Source organism: Geobacillus sp. C56-T2 (assembly GCF_007829715.1).
In the GTDB taxonomy this organism is placed as follows: Bacteria; Bacillota; Bacilli; order Bacillales; family Anoxybacillaceae; genus Geobacillus; species Geobacillus icigianus.
Genome location: NZ_VJWB01000001.1, coordinates 1,545,076 through 1,567,900 on the forward strand (window position 1 = coordinate 1,545,076; position 22,825 = coordinate 1,567,900).

Here is a 22,825-nt window from a genome sequence, read left to right on the forward strand (position 1 = left end):
GTCGTCTTGGCGAAAGAAAGCCATGAGGAAAGCTCACTCGGCCGCCTGAGCGGCGGCTTTCATCATGGCCAAATGCCGCTCGTAGCGGCCGGTCATGTCGCCGGAAGCCGGGAGCGGAAGCGTTTCAAGGGCGCGGATGATCGTATGATCCGTGAACCAGTCGCGCTGATCGGAAAACGAATGAATGAGATCGGGCCACACGGATTCCAGCGTTGGGCTGTAAAGGCGGTGTCCGCCGCGGTCGGCGGTAAACCGCTGCGGCCAAACATCAGCGCGGGAACCGCTATGAGGGACGCGGCGGGCAAACCGAACAGCGCCGCGGAACAGCCGAGCATCGAACAAAAGCAAGCTGTACAGCGTTTTGCCGATATGAATGCGGTGGTGGACATCGATGAAATCACGCACCGTCGTGCCCGCTAGATTGATGCGGCCGTTTTGCTCAAACGGGATGAGCACATCGTTGAAACCAAGCCATTGCTCGACGATAAACGGCCAGCTTGACAGCACGCGGGCGCGGAAAAACGGGTGCTCGATGACGCGGAGCTGGATGTAGTATTGTTCGTTCACGATCAAGGCAACTGTGAGAAGCGGGGCGTCCCCGGTGTGCCAAAAAAGTTCCCACAGCGGCTGCATAAACGAGGACACGCCCAATGCCGGCAACAGGTGAAAGAGCGGCGTTCCTCTGCGCTTGCTTTCCGCATACAGCAGAAGCTGCGGATAAGCGTCATGAAAAATTAACGCGTTGGCCCGCTCCAAAAACAGAAAAAGGGGAGCGATCATTTCGTTCGGCAACAAGCGCGGCAGCAAACCGCCGCGCAAGTCGGTCATATTCCAGCCGCCGTTGCGTGAGACAAGATGGGCCAAAAACGCCCAGTGCAGTTCGGGATAGCGCTCGAACATGGCCAAGTAGGCGGCGGTGCGCGTGACGTTGTTGCGGTTTTGTTCCGCTGTCGTCCGCCGGATGGCGGCGATGATCGCCTCCTCTTCCGGACGCGCGGGGCGAGGCGGCCGGGCGGCGCGGCGAGCGATCAGTTCGTGAAGCAAACCGGCGTCGGCGAGGCGGACCGGATGGCGGTACAAAAAAGAGCGATAGGCATGCTGCAGCGGGTGGCGCAGCCAATCGAGCGGATGAAAGGGCATCGATCGTCTCTCCTTTCGATGGGTAGAAGGGCTTTGATTTCGTCCAATGGATATCCTTTCGACAAAAGACGGGCGGTTTTGCTGAAGGAATCGACACTGGCAGTCACCAATAGTATAAGATACAGACGACCGATTTATAGGGGAAAGGAGAGGAAAACGATGGTTCGCTTCTGGGGGAAACGGAGATGGATGAGCAAACGCGTGTACGAGGCCGTCGTTTTTCAAACGCCGCGTTGCGGGGAGCCAAAAGGCTATCGGCAAGTGTGCCGGCTGACGGTGACGGCATCAAGCCACGATGAGGCGCTGTCGATCATCTATCGGACGTTCAATGTTGCCGACTTGATGCCGAAACATTGCCAAGCCCGATTTATGGGGACGGGGGATATCGTCTTGATTGATGAAGGGCGGAAAGGACAAACGTACTATCGCCTTTGCCCTGACGGCTGGAAACGAGTCGAACGTCAAGCGGTTTGTTGACGGAATATTCATATTGAACGCTAAGACGATTGTTGACGGAATATTCAAAAAGATAGTCGCCTACTGCGAGCGGAAATGGTATAATAAAAGAAAAATGTCGAATAAAGCCCGGCGCTTTAGGGAACGGATAAGAAAGGAAAGGGGGCGAAGGCGATGGAATTTCGCCGTCAGCGGCGTGACGTGCCGACAGTGGCGCCGGGCATCGATGACGACGAGGAGCTGAACGAACCGGCGACGACAGAAGAGATCGAGCGCGGGGACTATACGAGAGTCGTCACGCTCGCCTGGGATGAAATCGAACCGGCGGAATCGCAATAGGGGCCGACCGGAAAGGCGACCTCTCTTCAAGAAAGACACGACATATCGTGTGGCAGCGAAGCGGCTGGTGCTTCTATATAGCGATGAGAGAGGGTGTCCCAGTCCGTTTGGGACACCCCCGCGGTTGGCTATGATTCTGGATGCTGGTGATGACCCGGCCCGTTTTTTCGGCCGCCGGCGGCGGAGTACTCTTTGGCGTGCGCGGCGTCTTCAGCGATTAACGCTTCCTTTGGGATATGGTTGTTCTTTTTCTGCCCGTTGATGCGGTTGCGGTGCTTTTTGCCCATTGTTTTCCCTCCTTGAACCGTTGTCATGGGTAGTGTATGCGGGCTGGCGGCGGTTCATCGGCGGAAAATGTTTGCAGGCGGGCGCGCAAAAAAGAAGGAAGGGGACGAAACGATGACCGCACTAGCGTTATCGCTGCTATTATGCGGTGCTTTGATCGCAGGGTTGCTTTGGCTGAAAGGGCAAGTCGAGCGGGTGTTGTTCCGTTGGAGGAACGTTCCGTTTCTCCATGCCGTCAATATTGTCGTCATCGCTGCTGTCGTCGCGGCTTCGTATTACCGGTGGAGCGGCATCGGCATTTATTTGCGCGACTTGGCGGACATCAGCGGTTTTTGGTACGTGTTCGCCGGTGCGATGCAGCTTGTCTTGCCCCTTTACTTGTTTGCCTGCTGGCTCGCTGCTAGATGGCGCGAGCGCGAGAAAAAATATACGCGCAGCGAAGACAAAAAAGTGCTGTATATTAACGAACGATATTTGGCGCGCCGTCATCGCGGCGATGACCGTCGTTCCAAAACATCTTGAAAAAGGGAGAGCGGCTCTCCCTTAAAATTTTGTCTTTTCCTTTTTGGATGTCGATGGTTGGTTGTTCGATTTGGATGAAGGATTGGTTTTGTTGGCGTATTCAACAGCTTGCTCCAGTTTCTTTTTCATCGTTCCTGCCCCTCCTTTCCCGCTGATGCCGGCCTTCATAGTGTGCCCGCCCGCCGCTGTCGCTACTCTCAAGGAGGACTGCCATTTTTCGCAAAGATGTGATATGATAAACGAGAGCATCGACTGATGAGATCATCAAAGGAGGAATTCCGTTGAGCGTCCACATCGGAGCAAAACAAGGGGAAATTGCGGAGCGCATTTTGTTGCCAGGCGATCCGCTGCGCGCCAAATACATCGCGGAAACGTTCCTTGAGGGGGCGGTATGCTATAACGAAGTGCGCGGCATGCTCGGGTTTACGGGCACGTACAAAGGGCACCGCATTTCAGTGCAAGGAACGGGCATGGGCGTTCCTTCCATTTCCATTTATGTCAACGAGCTCATTCAAAGCTATGGGGTGAAAACGCTCATCCGCGTTGGAACGTGCGGGGCGATTCAGCCGGATGTGCGCGTGCGCGACGTCATTTTGGCGATGAGCGCTTCGACCGATTCGAACATGAATCGACTCATTTTCCGTGGCCGCGATTATGCGCCGACCGCTGATTTTCAGTTGCTGCGGACCGCCTATGACGTGGGTGTCGAAAAAGGGCTGGCGCTCAAAGTCGGCAATGTTTTTACCGCTGATATGTTTTACAACGATGAACCGAACTGGGAAACGTGGGCTCGCTATGGCGTCTTGGCGGTCGAGATGGAGACGGCGGCGCTCTATACGCTGGCGGCCAAGTTCGGTTGCCGCGCGCTGTCTGTGCTGACCGTGAGCGATCATATTCTCACCGGTGAGGAAACGACCGCCGAAGAACGGCAAACGACGTTTCATGATATGATGGAAGTAGCACTGGAGGCCGCCATCCGTAGCGGCGTGTGATGAGGTGTGGAAGCGGCCTCGAACGAAAAGGGGAAAAATCGATGAAACAGCCATGGCAAGCGGCAATGCTGGCGTGCTTATTGCTCGCCGGCTGTCAAGCAGAGGAAAGCGCCGATCACCACACGGCCGGCTCGTCGGGACAGCCGCCGGGGAGTGCGGCGCCGAGCGATCGATCAGGGGAAACGCCAGACGGCCCAAAAAGCCCACCAAGCGGCGGGACGCCGCCGGCAGCGAATGGCGGTCAGCCGGGTGCATCCTCACATTCCCCTCATCCGGCCGCTCCTGACTTGCAGCTTGAGGAGAAATATTGGAATGTCGTCAAAGTGCAAAACGGACAAAAAGTGATCATGAATCCGGACAACATTTTGGTGCTTGTCAATAAAGAGCAGTCGCTTCCGCCGGACTATAAGCCGGCCGATTTAGTGGTGCCGCGCGTGCCGTTTTCCTTTGCCGACCCGAAGGCGGAAAAGCGGTATATGCGAGCGGAAGCGGCGGCGGCCTTGGAGGAAATGTTTGCCGCCGCCCGCCGTGCCGGCGTAGAGCTGGTGGCTGTGTCCGCTTATCGGTCGTATGAGCGGCAGCAGGCGATTTTTGCTGAAGAAGTGCGGAAAAAAGGCGAGAAACAAGCCGTTCAAGCTGTCGCCCACCCGGGGCAAAGCGAACATCAGACCGGTTTGGCCGTCGACATTAGCAGCCGTTCGGCCGGTTATCAGCTGACGGCGGCGTTCGGCGCGACCAAAGAAGGGAGATGGGTTGCCGCCCATGCGCACGAGTACGGGTTTATCATCCGCTATCCGAAAGGAAAAGAAGCGGTGACCGGCTATCAGTATGAGCCGTGGCACATCCGTTATGTCGGGAAAAAGGCAGCGGCGGTGATGAAAGAGCGCGGCTTGACGCTCGAAGAATATTTTCAAATGGTGAAAAAAGTGTAGCCAGCCGCGGCAGCGCCGGTGTCAGGTGGCGGCGCGCGTCGGCTAGAGGGGCGCCGCCGTTTTGACCGGTCCGGCATCGCAGGAAACGGCTGTACAACGCGTTCTTTTCCTCGCCCCTTGCTGCTTGACGTTCTCCGCTGTCGCGGGCAGCGCAGCATGGGCCTTCGCGCGCAAGTCGTTCATTGGGAGAGGGCGTCGGAAAGCGGCTTTTCACACCAAAAAAGGCAATAACCAAGCCGATCGCCAAATTGAGCGGTCAACTGTTGATGCGTCTGCCATATGCGTTCCGCCTCCGACGTCGGCGGAAAGGCGATCATGATCGGGGCAGCGTTGGGCGGCGCTTCTGCTGCCGCTGCATAGGAAAAATGCCGGCAACGGAACCCGCTCTGACGAAGCGCCTCTTTCCATTCCGCCGGCGTCAACAGCTGCCTAAAGCCGTAAAAGGCGGCGATGCGTTGCTGTTCGGCGGCTGACAGCCGTTGATGGCAGGCTTCAATGCCGATGAATGTGCCGCCTTGTTTCAGCACGCGCCGGATTTCGGCGAGCGCTTCTTTTAGGGACACGAAGGCGAGCACCGATTCAGAAAGAACGAGATCAAACGTTTCAGCAGGAAACGGCAGCGCTTCGACGGATGCGCGCTGCAGCTGGACGGGAACTTTCAGGGCGGCGAAGCGCTGTTGGGCCTTGGCGATCATCGTTGGATGGAGGTCAATGGCGGCAACGTCCGCCCGATACTGCTTGGCGATATACGCGGCTGTCTGGCCGGTTCCGCACCCGACATCCAGCACGGATGTGGCGCGGTCAATGTTAAGTTTACGTAAGATTTGTTTTGTTAACTCAAAGCCGCCGGGATGGGCACCGTCAATTCCCATGTCCGCCAGCCAATCCAAATATGAAGGCATCGACTTCCCTTCCTTTCACTTCGATTTAGTTTATCATACGCCGGTGCCCTTCTTTTTGCCTTTAGGAAAAAAAGTTTGCTTGTCTTTATACTTATGTAGAAAGGAAATTTTCTTGCCGTAGACCCAACCGCCTCTCAGCTGGTACACTGATACATGCAACGATCAGATTCGTTAGGTTGGTGAAGGATGTGGAATGGAAACAACGGCCCGAGGCTGGGGCGTTCTTGAGCATCGTCGTCTATCTTTTGCTTGCCGCCGGCAAGCTGCTGGTTGGGGAGGCGGCCGGTTCGGCTGGGTTGAAAGCCGATGGTTGGAATAATTTCAGCGACATCATTGCTTCTTTGGCTGTTTATGTCGGCATGAAAATCGCCAGAAAACCGCGCGATCGCAACCACCCGTACGGACACTCGCGCGCGGAGAACATCTCTTCCCTGCTGGCCGCCTTTTTGATGATGTCGATTGGCATCGATGTCATTGCCGGCGGCGCCCGCTCGCTGTTTCAAGAGGAAACAACGGCGGCGCCCGATCCGTTGGCCGCGGCGGCCGCTGCTGTTTCAGCGGCGCTGATGATGGGCATTTACGCGATCAATCGGCGGCTCGCCCGACAGACGAACAGCGCGGCGCTGGCGGCGGTGGCGAAAGACAATTTGTCGGACGCGCTCGTGAGCGTCGGGGCGGCCATGGGCGTCATCGGCGCCCGCTTCGAATGGCCGTGGCTCGATCCATTGGCGGCGCTCGTCATCGGCGCGGTCATTTGCAAGACGGCATGGGACGTGTTTGTCGATACGGCGCATACGCTGACGGACGGTTTTGATGAGCGAAAGCTCGCGGTGTACAGAGACGAAATCGCCGCGGTTGGCGGCGTTCGCGATGTCGCCGATATTAAAGCTCGCTTGCTTGGCAATGAGGTGGTGCTCGAAGTCACGATTCGTGTCGACTCGCACTTGACGGTGGCGAAAAGCCATGAGATCGCCGACGAGGTGGAGCGCTTAATGAAAAAGCGCCACAACATCCAAGCTACGCACGTTCACGTTGAGCCGCAATCGCGCGCAAAACGGCAAGGTTAGATCAGGCCGGACGGTTTGTCTATCGCTTCCGCTACGGTTGGCGGCGCTCCCTTGAAGAGAAAAGGAAAAGGCACGGATCCGCACGGGAAAATGGTCGCGGCGAAGCTCCGGCGGTGATGGAAAATCGTCCGTTGGCGCGCCGCGGCCTAGCAGAAGCCATCCTCGCCTTTGACGACTAGTTTTTTCGCAAACAGCAAACAATATCGTTAAAACGGTTTATGACAGAAAGGACGTCAATGGATGGCGATGCAACAACACTTTCATCCGACAGTCGATGAGGCATACAGGCGCTATGCGCCGGCGGGCAACCGGTCATGCTGGCTCCATTTCACTGCCGCATCCCGACCGGATTTAGAGCGCCTTCTCTCGTCATGGTCGATCCACCCGCTCGCCCAAAAACGGCTGATCGTCGGAACGGACATCCCAACCGTCGAGAGCGTCATTTTTTTACCGATGACGTTTATTGCCGGCGTCTATGGCATGAATTTTACGTTCATGCCGGAGCTAAAATGGAGATACGGTTATCCGCTCGCATTGCTCCTTATGGCCACTGTCGCTGCGCTCATCGCCCTCTATTTCAAACGAAAAGGCTGGTGGGGGGAGACGGGAACGAAAGAAAAATAAGGGTTTTTCCGGAAAAATGGGCATTTGCCCGGCCATTTGAGCGGGCGGGCGCATATGATGGTCCCGTCGATCCATAAGGGAGGTGCCCGCCATGAGCGGTTTTGTCAGCAACGGTTATACACTTGTGATCGTCTTGTTTATTTTATTGATTATTGTCGGTTGTGCTTGTGTCGGTTGGTAAGCGGCAGCTTGGAAAAACAGAAAAGTTTCATGGGCAGCGCGGTTTGCCCTCCACCCATGGATGAAAATCCGCGTCAGTTCGGCATTTTCACGGAAAATTCGCTGCAAGCGTAACGGCGGCCCGGTGGACGGGCCGTCTTTCTTATTGCCATGGGCGGCAAATGACGCTCGATCTCGGGCAATGCTCTTTGGTTTGGAAAGGTTTTCCTCATCGCCATGCGCGACAAATACCCATTTTTGCCGAAACACCTAACCATTTCCTGATTTTTTGAATAGTCTACTAGTACAAAAACGAAGGAGGTGCTGGCAAATGGGTGCAGCTTACGGCGGCGGATTTGCGCTGATCGTCGTTCTGTTCATCTTGTTAATCATTGTTGGATGCGCATGTATCGGTGGTTGGGTCTATTGATGAGCTCCACCTGCTAGCAAGGAGGTGACGAAAATGCCATACGGCTTCTACGGAGGCTGGGGCTGGGGCGGCTACGGCTTTGGCTACCCTGGTTACGGCTATGGGTTCGTGTTGATCGTCGTCTTGTTTATTTTGCTCATTATCGTTGGGGCCACTTGGTGCTAAGCGGATGATGAGCAAGCGGGGAGGCGGCCGGACAACGGCAGCTTTCCCCGTCATTTTTTTGTCATAGGCAGGAAGACCGAGGGGGAGAGAAGAATACGTAAGAAGAAGCAAAATGCAACAAAACGTGGAGGGTGGGAACATGAAACGCATTCCAAAAGACGTAGTGGCAACGTTTTCGATTGTCGCCTTTGATCCGGCGACGGGGGAGCTCGGCATCGCTGTTCAGTCAAAATTTTTAGGTGTCGGTGCGGTCGTGCCATGGGCGAAAGCAGGCGTCGGGGCGGTGGCAACGCAGTCGTACGCCAACACCTCGTATGGTCCGCGCGGCCTCGAGTGGATGGCCGAAGGAAAAACGGCACAAGAGACGCTCGAACGGCTCGTGGCCGATGACAGCGAGCGCGATTTGCGGCAAGTCGGCATCGTTGACGCCAAAGGCCGGGCGGCGACATTTACAGGAAAAAAATGTTACCCCTGGGCCGGCGGCATCACTGGTCCAAACTATGCAGCCCAAGGCAACATTTTAGCTGGCGAGGAAACCGTGCTGGCGATGGGAAGAACGTTTGAACAGACGGAAGGGCCGCTTGCCGAACGGCTGTTAATGGCGCTCCAAGCAGGCCAAGCGGCAGGAGGCGATCGGCGCGGCCAGCAGTCGGCTGCTTTGCTCGTTGTGAAAGAGGGAGGGGGATACGGCGGTTACAACGACCGGTATATCGATTTGCGCGTCGATGACCATCCAGAGCCGATCGAAGAACTAATCCGTCTTTATCAGCTGCGCCAGCTGTACTTCGAGAAGCCGCGACCGGAGAAGGTGGCGGAGATTGCGGGAACGCTCAAAGAGGAGGTAATCGCCGAACTCATTCGTCTCGGTTATTTGTCGGCGGCGCGCGCGGCGGACGATGAGGCGCTCCATCAGGCACTGACGACGTATATACATACGGAAAATTTTGAGGAGCGCGAGCTGGAAAAGGGAAAGATCGACCTTGACGTGCTCGCCTATATGAAACAACAGCCGTCGCCAAAGGCGGCGGACTAAACAGCAGCCGGTTGTCAACCGGAACGTTTGGCGGCTTGTCCGTTTTGACATCGTCGCAATGAAGGATGCCCCGAATGATGGGCATCCTTCGCTTTGTTGATAGGCCGCTGGCCCGGGCGCCTCTGCCTTACGAGGCGAGCGGCGTGCGCCGGTTTCCGTGGCGGCGCCAGACGGCCCGCAGGCGGAAGCTGAGGAAGAGCGCCCCGGCCGCCAATCCGGCGATGAGGCCAATCCAGTAGCCAAACGCCCCGGCGTCAGTCAGCGAGGCGAGCGCCCAGCCGACCGGAAGCCCGATCCCCCAGTAGGCGAGCAGGGCGGACCAAAATACCGCCTTGACCTCTTTATAGCCGCGCAGCGCTCCTTGAATGGGAGCGGCGATCGCATCGGAAAATTGGAAGAAAATAGCGTACAACAAAAATGTTTTTGTCAACGCTGCTACGGTCGGATCGTTGGTGTACAGCTGCGCGATGCTGCCGCGGAAAACAAACAGGAGCAGGGCGGCAGCGGCAGCGACTGACAACGAGAGGCCAAGGCCAATCAGGCAATATTGCTTTGCTGCTTCTTCGCGTTTCGCTCCCGCCTCGAAACCGACGGCGATCGTCAGCGCTGTCGACAAGCTGAGCGGGATCATATACAGCAAGGACGCGAAATTCATCGCGCTTTGGTGAGCGGCGACAGTTTCCGCGCCAAATCGCCCGACTAGGAGCGTCACAGCAGCAAAAATGCTCGTTTCAAAAAAGATGGCCGCTCCGATCGGAGCGCCCGTTTTGAGCAGCTCTTTCCACGCGGTCCATGAAGGCCGGTAAAAACGAGTGAGCACGCGGTATCGCGACAAGCGGCGAAACTTCAGAGCGGCAAAGGCGGCGGCCGCAAAACAGTACGCGTACGTTATCGCCGTTGCATAGCCGGTGCCGATGCCGCCAAGGCGAGGAAACCCGAAATGCCCGTAAATGAACAGCCAGTTAAACAAAACGTTTATCGGCAGAGCTGTGAGCGTAATCCACATTGTCACTTTCGTCTGCCCAAGCGCATCGATCCAATGGCGCAGCGCCGAATAAAGAAAAAGCGGGATGATTCCCAACGACAAGGCCAGCAAATAATGGGCGGCAATGAATTGAACATGTGTTTCCAAGGACATGTACCGTAAGACGAGCGGAACTGCGCCGGCGCCGACGAGAACGATGATCACAGCGAGCGCAGCCGCCAAATAAAGCGCTTGTGTGACAATGTGCGCGATGTCTTCGTGGCGTCCGGCCCCGAAGTGCTGGGAAATGATCGGAGACAACGCGAGCAAAATGCCGCCGATGCCGGTAAATACCGGCACCCACAAACTTGAGCCGATCGCCACGCCGGCCAAATCTTCCGCGCTCGCGTGTCCCGACATCGCGACATCAGCCACGTTCATCATGTACTGACCGGCCTGGGAAACAAAAATAGGAAGAAACAAAGCGAACAAACGTCGCCATTTGTGATCTACGGGAACCGAGGCTGCCATGATGACCCTCCTTTCCGTCTGTGAAAAAACGGAACATTGTGCGAAATCCTCCATGTTCCCGATCTCTCGAGCGAGGCCGCAGCCCGTCGTGGAACGGGTTAGGGCGAAAAAAACGGCGGCCGGTTGTGAAGCGGAAACTCGATCATAAAGCATGTCCCCGCCGGGCTGCTTTGCACTTTCATCGTTCCGCGGTGCAATTCAACAATTTTTTTGGACAGCGATAAGCCGAGTCCTGTTCCTGTTTCTTTCGTTGAAAAAAACGGGTCAAAAATATGGCCGATGACCGACGAAGGAATGCCGGGCCCGTCGTCGCAAAAGCTCAGCTGAACGAGATGAGGCTTTTTCCGGCTGCGAATCGTGACGTTCATCGTTTTGTTCACTTTCGCCTCAATCGCGTTGCGAAACAAGTTTAAAAATACTTGTAAAAGTTGGCGGCGGTCGCCGTTCATTTCGTAGTCGTCAAGCTGTCCATCGAGATCGAAATGGACGTTCACGTGATGGAGCAGCGCTTCGCTTTGCACGAGAATGCCAACATCTTCGCGCAAAAAACGGTGCAAATGGAAAGTTTCCATTTTGACATCGGCCGGTTTGGCGATGTTTAAAAAATCTGTAATAATGCTGTTGGCCCGATCAAGCTCAGGGATGAGAAGGCGTTCGACGAGCGAGGCCATTCGGTCAGGCAAGTCGTGTTTCAACAGCTGCAAGTAGCCGCGCACGGTCGTCAACGGGTTACGAATTTCGTGGGCGATGCCCGCCGCGATCCGCCCGGCGACCGCTAATTTTTCCGTCTCTTTCATCATGCTGAGCGACTGGAACACACTGATGACCCGTTTAATCGATCCGTCATCGTTATAAATAAAGCGGGTGTTGACGATGCCGTAAAAACGATCAAGCACCTCATAGTTGTAAAGCGGCTCGCGCTTCTCGAGCGAGTGGATCGTTGCAATCAGTTCATCGGGCAGCTTCAGCAGCTCGCGAATATGTTTGCCGATGATCGCATCGCGGTCGACGCCGGTGTCTGCCGCTGCCTGTAAATTGCAAAGCGTGATGATGCCGCGCTCATCGACGAAAACGATATGATGCGGGACCAGGTCAAGCAACGGTGTCAAAAACGCTTCTATTTTTTCAAACGGCACGTCGCGGTACAGGTCGATGTCCCACCGCCATTCCGCCTCTTTTTGCGGAGTCGAAGGAATGAAGGCAAGGTGCGGTTGGACGGCACCCCGCTTTTTTTCGATCGTGACCCCATTTTCGTAGTCGACGAATGTGAACGGAAACGGAAGCTGCTCTATGAGCCGCTCATAGGCGCGCAGCTTCCGCTCCAGTTCGTTGATGCGCTGGCTTGCCCATTGGTCATTCATGCTTTCAAACCCCTTAGCCAAACATGGTTTCGCGTTCCGCATTCCCTTCTTCCATATTAGCAAATTCCGTTCTATTTGCCTATTCGAAAACGGATTTTATTAAGAAATAAAACTATGTTCTAAATAATCAATGAAACTGAACTTCAAACTAACTACAGGGCTGTGAAGCGGTGAGCCGTTTACGGTATAATCATGGTGGGCGGAGGCGTTCGCGGCGTGTTTTCGGCGCAGCGCTGCGGGAAGCGGTCGGTCTTTTGCCTGCGCGCTCGTGTTGAGATCAAAAAACTGTGCTGCCGGGGGCAAGCGATGGAAGCGCCTTCGCACCATGCGGCGGAAAAAAGACGGCTCGCCGGAGTAGAAAGAAAGGATGGTTTCTTGATGTTAACGTTAAAAGACATTGAACAAGCGAGGGCGAAAATGAAAGGCATCGTTCACGAAACACCCTTGGAGCATTCGCAAACGTTCAGCCGGCTGTCCGGCAATGAGGTATACATGAAGCTGGAAAATTTGCAAAAGACCGGTTCGTTTAAAGTGCGGGGGTCGTTCAACAAAATCATGTCGCTGACCGATGAAGAGCGGGCGCGCGGCGTCATCGCCGCCTCGGCCGGCAACCACGCTCAAGGGGTGGCCTATGCGAGCAGCATGCTCCATATTCCGTGCACGATCGTCATGCCAAAAGGGGCGCCGCTCAGCAAAATCGAAGCGACGAAAAGCTATGGGGCGGAAGTGGTTTTGCATGGCGATGTGTTCGATGAATCGCTCGAGTATGCGCTCGAGCTGCAGCGCAAGCGGGGCATGACGTTTGTTCATCCGTTTGACGATTTGGCCGTCATCGCCGGCCAAGGAACGATCGGCTTAGAGTTGATTGAGCAGCTGCCTGATGTGGATGTTGTCCTTTGTCCGGTCGGCGGCGGCGGATTGCTTGCGGGGCTGGCGTTTACGTTAAAACAGCTGAAGCCGTCAATTGACGTGTACGGCGTCGAGTCATCGGCTTGCCCGGGCATGACGGCGGCCATCCGCCATAAACAGCCGGTCGCCATCGCCGCCTCCGATACGATCGCTGATGGCATCGCGGTGAAAAAACCAGGCAATCTTACGTACCAATATATCGAACAATACGTCGATGGGGTCGTTTGTGTGGAAGAGGCGGAAATTTCACGGACGATGCTTTACTTGCTGGAACGGAACAAGCTGCTTGTCGAAGGTTCGGCCGCTTGCCCGTTGGCGGCATTGTTGTATCAAAAGCTGCCGTTTCGCGGCAAAAAAGTCGCCGCTGTGCTCAGCGGCGGCAACGTCGATGTGACGCTGATTTCCCGCATCATTGAGCGGGGGCTTGTCGAAGCCGGGCGATTTGTTACGTTTACAACGGTCATCTCCGACAAGCCCGGCCAGTTGAACAAACTGCTGCGCATTATTGCGGAGCTCGAGGCGAACGTTATGTCCATTCATCATCAGCGCATCGGCGCCAAAGTGTTGCCGGGTCAGGCGGAAATTCACTTTTCGCTCGAGACGAAAAACGAAGACCATATTCAGCAAATTTACCAAGTGTTGTTGAAAGAAGGATATGATGTGCAATTGTACCGTTGAATCGGCCGCGCGAAGATCGTGCGTCCCGTTTGTTCGAACGAGCGGTTTTGCCTGAAGCCGTCCCGAGCAGGCGCTAAAGCGTCTCCGCTACAGCGGCTGCCCCGGTCAGATGATGCCGTCTGTACCGAGGGAGAGCCGCTTTTTCAATGCACGCGCGGCACATGTTGCGGCCGCGTTGCACCGAGGCCTTCGCCGGCCATTTTCGCTTTCAAGCTTTCGAATACGTACAAGCCAAACATCCCAAGCAACTCTTCATCGGTCATCTCATTGATCAGCTTGAGCACATGGCGGCGGTCAAGCTCGTCTAAAATCGACATCGCCACCGCTTCGGCGTCTTCTTCATCTCCGGTCAGCCGGTCTTTGTAATAGTCGTACAGATCGTCGATCAACTTCATGCGCATGCCCGCCCCCGCTTGTGAAGGGCGGACTTCCTCCTTTTCTTCGCAGTCGGCCGAGGCTGGCCGCGTTTTTGGCCATTGACAACGGATATATGCTATCGTATCATGGAAAACATATCATTCGAAAAGCGGGGGAGCGCCATGATTCGTCAGTTAACGAAGGAAGACCATGAGCCAGTGTTTTTATTTTTACAGCAAGACCCGTCGTTCAACTTGTTTATTATCGGCGATATTGAGTCATTCGGCTATGACGCCGATTTCCAGGACGTCTGGGGGCAGTTTGACGGCAACGGCTCGCTGAAGGCGGTGCTGCTCCGTTATTACGATTCCTACATTCCGTACGCGCCTGGCGATTTTGATGCCGATGGCTTTGCTCGTCTCATCCGCGAGACCGCCCGCTCGTTGCCTGTCGAGCTATCCGGTAAAGAGGAAATTGCCAGGCAGTTCGAAGGGCGGCTGCCGCTTGGGACGAAGCGAACGCTTTACTTTTGCGAGTGCCGGACGGATGAATACGCCCGCCAAGAAAAGGGGGCGTTCGCCGTCAAGAAGGCCGGATGGGCCGATGTTGATCGGATCATTGACTTGCGGCGCCGCATTCCTGAGTTTGACACAAGACCGACGGCGCGCGATATGCTAGTGAAGGGGATGGAAACGAATTCAGCGAGAACGTATTATATTGAACAAGATGGCAAGATGGTGGCGGCGGCATCGACAACGGCGGAAAATTCGCTGTCGGCGATGATCGTCGGCGTCTGCACGGATCAGGAGCACCGCGGGAAAGGGTATGCGAGCGCCATCGTGGCGAAGCTCGTTTGCGATTTGCTTGCTGAAGGGAAGATGCCGTGCCTGTTTTACGACAATCCAGCCGCCGGGCGCATTTACCACCGCCTTGGGTTTCGCGATATCGGGCTGTGGGCGATGTACCGCTAGCAACGAAAAGCGGAAGCTTCACCGGCTTGCTTCTGCGCAGAAGCAAGCCGGCGTTTATTGTCCGTCTGCGCCGTTCGGCGTGCCGCGGCGAATGTGCTGATCGCCGCGCTCTCGCATCGCTTTCGCCTTGTCGTTGACGAGCTGCTTTTGGTCAACGATGGAGGACGGTGTTTGTTTTTTGTTTGTCATGTTCATCACCCCAATGGAGACGATTTAGCGCGCTGAATGAACATATCCGCATCTTCGATCAGCCCGCAGACGCCGCATTGGACGCGGTAGCTCGGGCCGCGGTACGGGAGATGGAACGGTTCGAGCGCTTCGTTTGTGTATTCGTGCTCAATGTCGCCGGTGTGCGGGTCGAGCTTGACCGCCCGTGGGTGTTGCTCGATGAGGTGAAAGCGCGTCCGGTTCGTTTTGCAGTTTGGACATAGCATCGGTTCCAAGCGAAACCACCTCCGGTTTTATCTTTTGGAAAAACGGTCGTGATTATGTACGAAGCGGTCGCTTTCTTTTCGCTTGTGCGGCTAGAAGGCTGGTGAAAACGGTTGTTTCTGTTGAGCAATGGGGGATCGTTTGAAAGGAGATCCTAAGGCGACAAGGCTTTTCTATTGGAGAAACGGGCTTGGTAAGCAGCTTTCTCCCTTCAATCACCGGTCTCCTAGAAGAGGCACCTTGCCCGATGCGGAGGCGGCGAAAGACGCTTCGCTTTTGGGCGCCGAACGATTTTTGTTGACAATGACAGCCCGAGTCGAGTATCTTAGTAAACAAGAAGAAGATTTTGCTTTTTCCGAAATGTTTTACAGCTCAGACGAAGGAGACTGTTATGGCAGAGAAACCGCTTCGAGACCGCATTATCGACACCGCTCTTCATTTGTTTGAGAAATATGGCTACCATGGCGTGACGGTCGACCGCATCGTCGCCGAAAGCGACACGTCGAAAGGCGGGTTTTACCATAATTTTAAATCGAAAGACGAGTTGCTGTACCATATTCATGACGTCTTTATTACGTATGCGCTGACCAAAGCGCAGGAAGCGTATGAAAGCTGTTCAACGCCGACCGAGCGCTTGTACGCCATCGTTCAGTCATTTGTAAAAGTCTTTCATTTATATAAACCACATATTACCGTCTTTTATCAGGAAAGCACGTACTTAAAACCGGAATACGCCGAACCGATCAATGAAAAGCGCGAAGAGTTTAAACAAATTATTTTTCGCGTCATCCGCGAGGGGATTGAAGCCGGGGAATTTCGTCCGGAACTGTCGGTGGAAATTGCCGGCATGTCGATCATCGGCATGGTCAACTGGACGTACAAATGGTACAATCCGGACGGTCCGCTGTCGATTGAGGAGATCGCGGCGTATTTCGCTGACTTCATTTTGTATGCGGTGCTCCGCACACCGGAGAACCCAACAGCGGCGCGGTTTTTGTTGCCGCCCGCCGCGGAATGATCCGCGCACCGCTTACAGACCAACTAGTCGGTTTTGAAAGCGTTTTTTCTGCTGCAGTGCTTGCGGCTACGTCGTTCGGACAAAACCGACTAGTCGGTTTAAACTTATAGAACACTTTTATGGGGGAGAGGGACAGGATGGATTTTTCATTAACGAAAGAGCAACAAATGATTAAAGAAATGGTTCGCGACTTTGCCGAGAAGGAAATTGCCCCATACGCGGCGAAATGGGATGAAGAGGCGCATTTTCCGCTGCATGTGTTCCGCAAGATGGGCGAGCTCGGGCTGTTGGGCCTGCCGTTTCCGGAAGAATACGGCGGCGCTGGGGGCGATACAATTTCGTACGCCATCGCCGTTGAGGAAATCGGCCGCGCCTGCGGCGGCACCGGGCTAAGCTACGCAGCCGCTGTGTCGCTTGGGGCGAGTCCGATTTATTACTTTGGAACAGAGGAGCAGAAACAAACGTGGCTCGTGCCGATGGCCAAAGGAGAGACGCTTGGCGCTTTTGGGCTCACCGAGCCGAACGCCGGGTCCGACGCTGGCGGCACGCGCACAACGGCGGTGCTCGACGGCGATGAATATGTCATCAACGGCGAAAAATGCTGGATCACGAACGCCCAATACGCGCGGCAAGTCATTGTCACCGCTGTGACAGGCAAAGATGCGCGCGGCAAAAACATCATCACTGCTCTCATCGTGCCAACTGACTCCCCAGGATTTACAATCCGTTCGAATTACGACAAGATGGGCGTGCGCGCGTCCAATACGTGTGAGCTTGTTTTCGAGAACGTCCGCGTGCCGAAAGAAAACGTCTTAGGAGACCCGCAAAAAGGGTTTAACCAGTTTTTGTACACGCTTGATGGCGGCCGCATTTCGATCGCCGCTTTAGCCGTCGGCATCGCACAAGCGGCGTTTGAGAAAGCGCTTCAATATGCGAAAGAACGCATTCAGTTTGGCCAGCCGATTTCCAAGTTTCAAGCGATTCAGTTTAAGCTCGCTGACATGGCGATGGAAATTGAGCTTGCCCGCAATATGGTGTACAAGGCGGCTTGGTTGAAAGATCAAGGGAAACCGTTTACAAAAGAAGCGTCGTTCGCCAAGCTGTTCGCGTCGGAAATGGGGTTTCGCGTCTGCAATCAGGCGATCCAAATTCACGGCGGCTATGGCTACATGAAAGAGTACGGCGTTGAACGTCATTTGCGAGATATCAAGCTCATGGAAATCGGCGAAGGCACATCGGAAATTCAACGGCTCGTCATCGCTCGCCAACTCGGATGCTAAAAGCGGAACGATGCGCATATCCATAACAGTGAATTCGGACAAAGGGGAGGAGAAGGCCGATGTTGACGGTGACGGTGGGGAAATTGTTGGAAGAGAGGGCCAGGCAATATGCGGATCGCGAGGCGGTCGTGTACGCCGACCGCGGGTTGCGTCTGACGTATCAACAGTTGAACGACTATTGTCGCCTCGTCGCGCGCGGGTTGATGCAGCTTGGCATCGAAAAAGGGGAGCATGTCGCCATTTGGGCGACGAACGTTCCGGAATGGATCGCCTGCCAGTTTGCGACCGGGAAAATGGGGGCTGTGTTGGTGACGGTCAATACGAACTACCGCGCGGCCGAGCTTGAGTATTTGCTTCGCCAGTCCGATTCGACGACGCTCTTTTTGATTGAGCAATATCGCGACTCATCGTATATCGATATTTTATATGAAATCGTTCCCGAATTGCGCACGTCGGCGCCCGGACAGCTGCAATCGAAACGGTTGCCGAAGCTGAAAAACGTGGTCTTTCTTGGCGACAAACGGTACCCGGGCATGTTTACATGGAACGACATCTTGGCGATGGCGCACGACGTGTCAGAAGAAGAGCTCGATGAACGGATGGCGAGCCTCGACCCGCACGATGTGATCAACATGCAATACACGTCCGGGACGACGGGATTCCCGAAAGGGGTCATGTTGACGCATTACAACATCGTCAACAACGCTCACCAAGTCGCGCAATGCATGGGACTTGGCGAAGGCGACCGCCTTTGCATCCCCGTGCCGTTTTTCCACTGCTTCGGCTGCGTGATGAGCACGTTGGCTTGCGTGACGGTCGGGGCGACGATGGTGCCGGTTGTCGAGTTTCATCCGAAGCGGGTGCTCGAGACGGTGGCGGCGGAACGGTGCACGGCGCTTCATGGCGTGCCGACGATGTTTATCGCCGAACTGAACGACCCGGATTTCGACCAATACGATTTGTCATCGCTGCGCACCGGCATTATGGCTGGTTCTCCTTGCCCGGTCGAAGTGATGAAGGCGGTCATCGAAAAAATGGGGATGAAAGACATTACGATCGCCTACGGGCAGACGGAAGCGTCGCCGGTCGTCACACAAACGCGCACCGACGATCCGCTTGAGCTGCGCGTCGAAACGGTCGGCCGCGCCTTGCCGGGAGTGGAAGTGAAAATCGTCGAGCCGGGCACGAACAAGGAAGTGCCGCGCGGCGTGCAAGGGGAGCTGTGCACGCGCGGTTATCATGTCATGAAAGGATATTACAACAACCCGGAAGCGACCAACGAAGCGATCGACGAAGATGGCTGGCTGCATACCGGCGATTTGGCGACGATGGATGAGAACGGTTACTGCCGCATCACCGGTCGGCTGAAAGATATGATCATCCGCGGCGGGGAGAACATTTATCCGCGCGAAATCGAGGAGTTTTTGTACAAACATCCGAAAATTTTGGACGTTCAAGTCGTCGGCGTGCCCGATGAAGTGTACGGCGAAGAAGTGATGGCGTGGATCATCTTAAAGGACGGGGAAACAGCGACAGCCGAGGAAATTCGCGAGTTTTGCCGCGGCAACATCTCCCGCCATAAAATCCCGCGCTACATCGAATTTACCGACTCATACCCGATGACAGCGTCCGGGAAAATTCAGAAATTCAAATTACGGGAAATGGCGAAACAGCGCCTCGGCTTGACGACGTAACTCGCCGCGCCGGGCGGACGAAACCGCCCGGCGGCATTCTCAGTTTTCGCGAAAGGGTGAGAGGATGTTTTCGAAAGTGTTGATTGCCAACCGCGGCGAAATCGCCGTCCGCGTCATCCGCACGTGCCAAAAGCTCGGCATCCGAACGATCGCCGTCTACTCGGAAGCGGACGCCGATTCGCTCCACGTCCAGCTGGCGGATGAGGCGTATTTGATCGGCAAGCCGCGCGTGGCGGAAAGCTATTTAAATATCGAAAAAATCATTGAGGTTGCCAAAGCGGCGAAAGCGGAGGCGATCCATCCCGGCTACGGGCTGCTCTCGGAAAACCCGGCGTTCGCCCGCCGTTGCGAGGAAGAAGGAATTGTCTTCATCGGTCCGAAGGCGGACGTCATTGCCGCGATGGGCAGCAAAATCGAAGCGCGGCGGACGATGGAAAAAGCCGGAGTCCCGATCGTTCCAGGCGTCACGTTTGCGTTGGACAGCCCCGATGCGGCGGCGGAGGCGGCGGCTTCGATTGGGTATCCGGTCATGCTGAAGGCATCAGCCGGGGGCGGCGGCATCGGCATGCACATCGCCCGCGACGAAGCGGAGCTGCGCCAAGCGTTTGAAGGGAGCCAAAAGCGGGCCGCTTCGTTTTTCGGCGACGGGACGATGTACATTGAAAAATATATTGAACGCCCGCACCATATTGAAATTCAGCTGCTCGCCGATGGGCGCGGCAACTGCGTTTACTTATGGGAGCGCGAATGCTCGATCCAGCGCCGCCACCAAAAAGTGGTGGAGGAAGCGCCGTCGCCGTTTTTAGATGAAGAAACGCGGCGGAAGATGGGGGAAGCCGCCGTGCGCGCCGCCCGTTACATCGGCTATGCGAACGCCGGCACGATGGAATTTTTGGTCGACGAACAAAAAAACTTTTATTTTCTTGAAATGAACACCCGGCTCCAAGTCGAGCACCCGGTGACGGAAGAGATCACCGGCATCGACATCGTCGAAGAGCAGCTGCGCATCGCCGCTGGCGAACCGCTCCGCTATCAGCAGGAAGCCATTCGCCGCGACGGGCACGCCATTGAAGTGCGCATTTATGCCGAAGACCCGAACACGTTTTACCCATCGCCCGGTCGCATTACGGCGTTTTCGGCTCCGCAGGGCGAATGGATTCGTCATGAAACAGCGGTTCAAAGCGGCATCACGGTCACGCCGTTTTACGACCCGATGATCGCGAAGTTGATTGCGAAAGGTCCGGATCGACAAACGGCGATTGAACGCTTGCTCGGCGCGCTTCGCGACTATCGGGTGGAAGGGATTAAAACGAACATTCCGCTGCTGGAAGCCGTATTGTCCCATCCGGCGTTCCGTGCCGGGGAAACGACGACCGATTTTCTCGCCAACTATTGGCAGCCAACGAAAACAAAATGAAGCAGAAACGGAGGAAGAAACGATGAAGCAAGTCACTGCCACCATGGCCGGAAGCGTCTGGAAGATTGTCGTTGCCGTCGGTGACCGCGTCGAAGAAGGGCAAGACGTCGTCATTTTGGAATCAATGAAAATGGAAATTCCAGTTGCCGCTGAGACGTCCGGCGTTGTGAAGCACATTCATGTGCAAGAAGGAGATTTCGTGAACGAAGGCGACGTGCTCGTTGAGATCGAGTAGGGAAGCAGACGGTTCCGCCAACAGGTAGCGTCCAACGTTTTATGAAAACTCCACACAGACCCCATTGAGCATCAAGGGGGATGGGGAGAGTCGGATTCGCCCTTGACTAACACCCGCCAACGATAGGGGAAGGGAGCCGTTTGACACGGTCAACGACAAAACGGCGGAGACGAAGCGAAAAGGGGGAGCAGCGCATGAGCCGATGGCCGGCGAAGGTGACGATCAAAGAAGTCGGCCCGCGCGACGGCCTGCAAAACGAAGCAGCGCCGATCGCCACCGCCGATAAAATCGCTTGGATCAACCTATTGTCAGAAACGGGGCTGTCGTACATTGAGGTGACTTCCTTCGTCCATCCGAAATGGATTCCGCAGCTCGCCGATGCTGCCGAAGTCGCAGCCGGCATCCGCCGCAAAGACGGCGTCACGTATGCGGCGCTCGTCCCGAACGAAAAGGGGCTTGAGCGGGCGCTTGGCGCTGGGGTGGATGAAGTCGGCGTCTTCATGTCAGCGAGCGAAACGCACAACCAAAAAAACATTAACAAAACGATCGCCGCCACGTTTCCGGTGCTTGAAGCGGTTGTGAAGACGGCCAAACAAGCCGGAAAAACGGTGCGTGGCTACGTCTCGACAGTGTTTGGCTGCCCGTATGAAGGGGCGGTCCCCGTCGATCAAGTGCTCACGGTCGCCGACCGGCTGCTGGCGATGGGGGTTGACGAACTGTCGCTTGGCGATACGATCGGCGTGGCGACGCCCAAACAAGTTGAAGACGTGCTTGCCGAGGTGCTCCGCCGTTTTCCGGCTGATCGGATCGCGATGCATTTCCATGACACGAGAGGGACGGCGCTCGCCAATATTGTAGTGTCAATGGAAATGGGGATTACGACGTTTGACAGCTCGCTCGGCGGCCTCGGCGGTTGCCCATACGCCCCAGGGGCATCGGGAAACGTCGCCACCGATGATTTAGTGTATATGCTTCATGGCATGGGGATTGACACCGGCATCGATGTCGAGCGGCTGACGAGAGCGGCTTTGTTTATCCGCGACAAAATCGGCCGCCCGCTTCCGAGCCGCTATTTGCAAACGGTTCGATCATAGGGGGGAAACACGTGGGCACACTTGTATCGTTTGAAACACAAGAACATGGCATCGCCGTTGTGACCTTAAACCGTCCGGAAGCGGCCAACGCGCTGTCCAGAGCGCTTCTGTTTGAGCTTGGCAGCCTGTTGCAAGAGATCAAATTTCGGAAAGACGTGCGCGTTGTCCTGCTGACCGGAGCCGGAGACAAAGTGTTTTGCGCCGGCGCTGATTTGAAAGAGCGGGCGGGGATGAATGAAACGGAAGTGCGGCAAACCGTTGCCTTAATCAGCAAAACGATCAACGAGGTGGAGAAAGTGCCGCAGCCGGTCATCGCCGTTTTAAACGGCTCGGCGTTTGGCGGCGGGTTGGAGCTTGCCCTGGCTTGTGACATCCGGTTTGCTGCCGACGACATCCAGCTTGGGCTGACGGAAACGTCGCTCGGCATCATTCCGGGAGCGGGGGGGACGCAGCGGCTCCCACGCCTTGTCGGCATCGGAAAAGCGAAAGAATTGATTTTTGCCGCCAAACGCATCACCGCCAAAGAGGCGGAGCGCATCGGCCTTGTCGAATACGCCGTGCCGCGCGCCGAGCTGATGGATCGTGCTCTTGAATTGGCTCGGCAAATCGCCGAAAACGCGCCGATTGCCGTCCGGCAGGCGAAACGGGCGATCCAAAGCGTATTTAACGTTGATTTGGAGACCGGTCTTGCCATTGAACAGCTCGCCTATGAGGCGACCATTCCGACGAAAGACCGGTTGGAAGGGTTGCAGGCGTTTAAAGAAAAGCGGAAGCCGGTGTACAAAGGCGAGTAAGCCCGCTTAGACGAGGAGGGGGACGGAAGCCGCACAACGCGCTT

At 55.8% G+C, this 22,825-nt stretch carries 28 protein-coding genes; 20 read left to right on the forward strand and 8 right to left on the reverse strand.

Annotated elements, in window-relative coordinates:
- Positions 1–33: 33 nt before the first annotated feature.
- Entirely contained in the window at positions 34–1,140 is a 1,107-nt protein-coding gene (locus tag GC56T2_RS07765) for a DUF2515 family protein (protein WP_144974260.1), read from the reverse strand.
- Between the two features lie 159 nt (positions 1,141–1,299).
- On the opposite strand from GC56T2_RS07765, the gene GC56T2_RS07770 reads away from it, so the two are divergent.
- Together GC56T2_RS07770 and GC56T2_RS17770 are read left to right on the forward strand one after the other, a co-directional pair.
- The gene (locus GC56T2_RS07770) at positions 1,300–1,617 is read left to right on the forward strand and encodes a hypothetical protein (protein ID WP_033843948.1); all 318 of its coding nucleotides are present in this window, start codon (positions 1,300–1,302) and stop codon (positions 1,615–1,617) included.
- A 153-nt stretch (positions 1,618–1,770) separates the two neighbouring features.
- Positions 1,771–1,935, forward strand: coding sequence for a hypothetical protein (locus tag GC56T2_RS17770; protein WP_172706373.1), 165 nt, complete (start codon positions 1,771–1,773; stop codon positions 1,933–1,935).
- 128 nt (positions 1,936–2,063) lie between these two features.
- Here the strand turns inward: GC56T2_RS17770 and GC56T2_RS17775 are convergent, their stop codons facing one another.
- Entirely contained in the window at positions 2,064–2,222 is a 159-nt protein-coding gene (locus GC56T2_RS17775) for a hypothetical protein (protein WP_165570926.1), read from the reverse strand.
- Positions 2,223–2,334: 112 nt separating this feature from the next.
- On the opposite strand from GC56T2_RS17775, the gene GC56T2_RS07775 reads away from it, so the two are divergent.
- The 3 genes from GC56T2_RS07775 (at position 2,335) to GC56T2_RS07785 (ending at position 4,666) form a co-directional block, all read left to right on the forward strand.
- Complete coding sequence (locus GC56T2_RS07775; RefSeq protein ID WP_033019945.1) at positions 2,335–2,742, forward strand: hypothetical protein; 408 nt, start codon at positions 2,335–2,337, stop codon at positions 2,740–2,742.
- A 281-nt stretch (positions 2,743–3,023) separates the two neighbouring features.
- Entirely contained in the window at positions 3,024–3,734 is a 711-nt protein-coding gene (deoD, locus tag GC56T2_RS07780) for a purine-nucleoside phosphorylase (RefSeq protein ID WP_144974262.1), read from the forward strand.
- Positions 3,735–3,775: 41 nt separating this feature from the next.
- A complete protein-coding gene (locus GC56T2_RS07785; RefSeq protein WP_144974264.1) occupies positions 3,776–4,666 on the forward strand; it encodes a M15 family metallopeptidase in 891 nt (296 codons plus the stop codon).
- 179 nt (positions 4,667–4,845) lie between these two features.
- Here the strand turns inward: GC56T2_RS07785 and GC56T2_RS07790 are convergent, their stop codons facing one another.
- Positions 4,846–5,568, reverse strand: a complete 723-nt coding sequence (locus GC56T2_RS07790) for a class I SAM-dependent methyltransferase (protein ID WP_144974266.1) — start codon at positions 5,566–5,568, stop codon at positions 4,846–4,848.
- Between the two features lie 176 nt (positions 5,569–5,744).
- On the opposite strand from GC56T2_RS07790, the gene GC56T2_RS07795 reads away from it, so the two are divergent.
- From GC56T2_RS07795 to GC56T2_RS07820, 6 genes are all read left to right on the forward strand, one after another.
- The gene (locus GC56T2_RS07795; RefSeq protein ID WP_144974268.1) at positions 5,745–6,635 is read left to right on the forward strand and encodes a cation diffusion facilitator family transporter; all 891 of its coding nucleotides are present in this window, start codon (positions 5,745–5,747) and stop codon (positions 6,633–6,635) included.
- Between the two features lie 240 nt (positions 6,636–6,875).
- On the forward strand, positions 6,876–7,259 hold the full coding sequence (locus GC56T2_RS07800) for a CorA family divalent cation transporter (RefSeq protein ID WP_144974270.1): 384 nt from the start codon (positions 6,876–6,878) through the stop codon (positions 7,257–7,259).
- Between the two features lie 91 nt (positions 7,260–7,350).
- A complete protein-coding gene (locus tag GC56T2_RS07805; RefSeq protein WP_144974272.1) occupies positions 7,351–7,440 on the forward strand; it encodes a YjcZ family sporulation protein in 90 nt (29 codons plus the stop codon).
- Positions 7,441–7,749: 309 nt separating this feature from the next.
- Complete coding sequence (locus GC56T2_RS07810) at positions 7,750–7,848, forward strand: YjcZ family sporulation protein (RefSeq protein WP_011231081.1); 99 nt, start codon at positions 7,750–7,752, stop codon at positions 7,846–7,848.
- A gap of 33 nt (positions 7,849–7,881) precedes the next feature.
- The gene (locus tag GC56T2_RS07815) at positions 7,882–8,013 is read left to right on the forward strand and encodes a YjcZ family sporulation protein (protein ID WP_144974274.1); all 132 of its coding nucleotides are present in this window, start codon (positions 7,882–7,884) and stop codon (positions 8,011–8,013) included.
- Positions 8,014–8,152: 139 nt separating this feature from the next.
- Positions 8,153–9,046 (forward strand): DUF1028 domain-containing protein, encoded by an 894-nt coding sequence (locus GC56T2_RS07820; protein ID WP_144974276.1) that lies wholly within the window; start codon positions 8,153–8,155, stop codon positions 9,044–9,046.
- A 127-nt stretch (positions 9,047–9,173) separates the two neighbouring features.
- Here GC56T2_RS07820 and GC56T2_RS07825 read toward each other — a convergent pair whose 3' ends face one another.
- Both GC56T2_RS07825 and GC56T2_RS07830 read right to left on the reverse strand, forming a co-directional pair.
- The gene (locus GC56T2_RS07825) at positions 9,174–10,541 is read right to left on the reverse strand and encodes an MATE family efflux transporter (protein WP_144974278.1); all 1,368 of its coding nucleotides are present in this window, start codon (positions 10,539–10,541) and stop codon (positions 9,174–9,176) included.
- Positions 10,542–10,639: 98 nt separating this feature from the next.
- A complete protein-coding gene (locus tag GC56T2_RS07830; protein ID WP_144974280.1) occupies positions 10,640–11,902 on the reverse strand; it encodes a two-component system sensor histidine kinase NtrB in 1,263 nt (420 codons plus the stop codon).
- Positions 11,903–12,280: 378 nt separating this feature from the next.
- Between GC56T2_RS07830 and ilvA the strand changes: the two genes are divergently transcribed.
- Positions 12,281–13,489 (forward strand): threonine ammonia-lyase, encoded by a 1,209-nt coding sequence (gene ilvA, locus GC56T2_RS07835; protein WP_144974282.1) that lies wholly within the window; start codon positions 12,281–12,283, stop codon positions 13,487–13,489.
- A gap of 143 nt (positions 13,490–13,632) precedes the next feature.
- Here ilvA and GC56T2_RS07840 read toward each other — a convergent pair whose 3' ends face one another.
- Positions 13,633–13,890 (reverse strand): DUF6154 family protein, encoded by a 258-nt coding sequence (locus GC56T2_RS07840; RefSeq protein WP_144974284.1) that lies wholly within the window; start codon positions 13,888–13,890, stop codon positions 13,633–13,635.
- 138 nt (positions 13,891–14,028) lie between these two features.
- Between GC56T2_RS07840 and GC56T2_RS07845 the strand changes: the two genes are divergently transcribed.
- Positions 14,029–14,817, forward strand: a complete 789-nt coding sequence (locus GC56T2_RS07845) for a GNAT family N-acetyltransferase (RefSeq protein WP_144974286.1) — start codon at positions 14,029–14,031, stop codon at positions 14,815–14,817.
- Positions 14,818–14,871: 54 nt separating this feature from the next.
- Here GC56T2_RS07845 and GC56T2_RS18120 read toward each other — a convergent pair whose 3' ends face one another.
- Complete coding sequence (locus GC56T2_RS18120) at positions 14,872–15,006, reverse strand: hypothetical protein (protein ID WP_255516051.1); 135 nt, start codon at positions 15,004–15,006, stop codon at positions 14,872–14,874.
- Positions 15,007–15,011: 5 nt separating this feature from the next.
- Positions 15,012–15,260: a hypothetical protein gene (locus GC56T2_RS07850; protein ID WP_033019930.1), complete on the reverse strand. Its 249-nt coding sequence runs from the start codon at positions 15,258–15,260 to the stop codon at positions 15,012–15,014.
- Between the two features lie 380 nt (positions 15,261–15,640).
- On the opposite strand from GC56T2_RS07850, the gene GC56T2_RS07855 reads away from it, so the two are divergent.
- From GC56T2_RS07855 to GC56T2_RS07885, 7 genes are all read left to right on the forward strand, one after another.
- Complete coding sequence (locus GC56T2_RS07855) at positions 15,641–16,267, forward strand: TetR/AcrR family transcriptional regulator (protein ID WP_144974288.1); 627 nt, start codon at positions 15,641–15,643, stop codon at positions 16,265–16,267.
- Between the two features lie 137 nt (positions 16,268–16,404).
- Positions 16,405–17,547 (forward strand): acyl-CoA dehydrogenase, encoded by a 1,143-nt coding sequence (locus GC56T2_RS07860; protein ID WP_144974290.1) that lies wholly within the window; start codon positions 16,405–16,407, stop codon positions 17,545–17,547.
- A gap of 59 nt (positions 17,548–17,606) precedes the next feature.
- Positions 17,607–19,241 carry an AMP-binding protein gene (locus GC56T2_RS07865; protein ID WP_144974292.1) on the forward strand — a complete coding sequence of 545 codons (1,635 nt, stop codon included), beginning with the start codon at positions 17,607–17,609 and terminating at the stop codon, positions 19,239–19,241.
- 64 nt (positions 19,242–19,305) lie between these two features.
- Positions 19,306–20,658, forward strand: a complete 1,353-nt coding sequence (locus GC56T2_RS07870; RefSeq protein ID WP_144974294.1) for an acetyl-CoA carboxylase biotin carboxylase subunit — start codon at positions 19,306–19,308, stop codon at positions 20,656–20,658.
- Positions 20,659–20,680: 22 nt separating this feature from the next.
- On the forward strand, positions 20,681–20,893 hold the full coding sequence (locus GC56T2_RS07875) for an acetyl-CoA carboxylase biotin carboxyl carrier protein subunit (protein WP_144974296.1): 213 nt from the start codon (positions 20,681–20,683) through the stop codon (positions 20,891–20,893).
- A gap of 194 nt (positions 20,894–21,087) precedes the next feature.
- Positions 21,088–21,987, forward strand: a complete 900-nt coding sequence (locus tag GC56T2_RS07880) for a hydroxymethylglutaryl-CoA lyase (RefSeq protein ID WP_144974298.1) — start codon at positions 21,088–21,090, stop codon at positions 21,985–21,987.
- A gap of 11 nt (positions 21,988–21,998) precedes the next feature.
- Positions 21,999–22,781, forward strand: coding sequence for an enoyl-CoA hydratase (locus GC56T2_RS07885; protein WP_144974300.1), 783 nt, complete (start codon positions 21,999–22,001; stop codon positions 22,779–22,781).
- Positions 22,782–22,825: the final 44 nt, after the last annotated feature.

Excerpts from the sequence above, each read along its gene's own strand:
- GC56T2_RS07765 (WP_144974260.1), bottom strand. The coding sequence starts at position 1,140 with ATGCCCTTTCATCCGCTCGATTGGCTGCGCCACCCGCTGCAGCATGCC.
- GC56T2_RS07770 (WP_033843948.1), top strand. The coding sequence starts at position 1,300 with ATGGTTCGCTTCTGGGGGAAACGGAGATGGATGAGCAAACGCGTGTAC.
- GC56T2_RS17770 (WP_172706373.1), top strand. The coding sequence starts at position 1,771 with ATGGAATTTCGCCGTCAGCGGCGTGACGTGCCGACAGTGGCGCCGGGC.
- GC56T2_RS17775 (WP_165570926.1), bottom strand. The coding sequence starts at position 2,222 with ATGGGCAAAAAGCACCGCAACCGCATCAACGGGCAGAAAAAGAACAAC.
- GC56T2_RS07775 (WP_033019945.1), top strand. The coding sequence starts at position 2,335 with ATGACCGCACTAGCGTTATCGCTGCTATTATGCGGTGCTTTGATCGCA.
- GC56T2_RS07785 (WP_144974264.1), top strand. The coding sequence starts at position 3,776 with ATGAAACAGCCATGGCAAGCGGCAATGCTGGCGTGCTTATTGCTCGCC.
- GC56T2_RS07790 (WP_144974266.1), bottom strand. The coding sequence starts at position 5,568 with ATGCCTTCATATTTGGATTGGCTGGCGGACATGGGAATTGACGGTGCC.
- GC56T2_RS07800 (WP_144974270.1), top strand. The coding sequence starts at position 6,876 with ATGGCGATGCAACAACACTTTCATCCGACAGTCGATGAGGCATACAGG.
- GC56T2_RS07805 (WP_144974272.1), top strand. The coding sequence starts at position 7,351 with ATGAGCGGTTTTGTCAGCAACGGTTATACACTTGTGATCGTCTTGTTT.
- GC56T2_RS07810 (WP_011231081.1), top strand. The coding sequence starts at position 7,750 with ATGGGTGCAGCTTACGGCGGCGGATTTGCGCTGATCGTCGTTCTGTTC.
- GC56T2_RS07815 (WP_144974274.1), top strand. The coding sequence starts at position 7,882 with ATGCCATACGGCTTCTACGGAGGCTGGGGCTGGGGCGGCTACGGCTTT.
- GC56T2_RS07820 (WP_144974276.1), top strand. The coding sequence starts at position 8,153 with ATGAAACGCATTCCAAAAGACGTAGTGGCAACGTTTTCGATTGTCGCC.
- GC56T2_RS07825 (WP_144974278.1), bottom strand. The coding sequence starts at position 10,541 with ATGGCAGCCTCGGTTCCCGTAGATCACAAATGGCGACGTTTGTTCGCT.
- GC56T2_RS07830 (WP_144974280.1), bottom strand. The coding sequence starts at position 11,902 with ATGAATGACCAATGGGCAAGCCAGCGCATCAACGAACTGGAGCGGAAG.
- ilvA (WP_144974282.1), top strand. The coding sequence starts at position 12,281 with ATGTTAACGTTAAAAGACATTGAACAAGCGAGGGCGAAAATGAAAGGC.
- GC56T2_RS07840 (WP_144974284.1), bottom strand. The coding sequence starts at position 13,890 with ATGCGCATGAAGTTGATCGACGATCTGTACGACTATTACAAAGACCGG.
- GC56T2_RS07845 (WP_144974286.1), top strand. The coding sequence starts at position 14,029 with ATGATTCGTCAGTTAACGAAGGAAGACCATGAGCCAGTGTTTTTATTT.
- GC56T2_RS18120 (WP_255516051.1), bottom strand. The coding sequence starts at position 15,006 with ATGACAAACAAAAAACAAACACCGTCCTCCATCGTTGACCAAAAGCAG.
- GC56T2_RS07855 (WP_144974288.1), top strand. The coding sequence starts at position 15,641 with ATGGCAGAGAAACCGCTTCGAGACCGCATTATCGACACCGCTCTTCAT.
- GC56T2_RS07860 (WP_144974290.1), top strand. The coding sequence starts at position 16,405 with ATGGATTTTTCATTAACGAAAGAGCAACAAATGATTAAAGAAATGGTT.
- GC56T2_RS07865 (WP_144974292.1), top strand. The coding sequence starts at position 17,607 with ATGTTGACGGTGACGGTGGGGAAATTGTTGGAAGAGAGGGCCAGGCAA.
- GC56T2_RS07870 (WP_144974294.1), top strand. The coding sequence starts at position 19,306 with ATGTTTTCGAAAGTGTTGATTGCCAACCGCGGCGAAATCGCCGTCCGC.
- GC56T2_RS07875 (WP_144974296.1), top strand. The coding sequence starts at position 20,681 with ATGAAGCAAGTCACTGCCACCATGGCCGGAAGCGTCTGGAAGATTGTC.
- GC56T2_RS07880 (WP_144974298.1), top strand. The coding sequence starts at position 21,088 with ATGAGCCGATGGCCGGCGAAGGTGACGATCAAAGAAGTCGGCCCGCGC.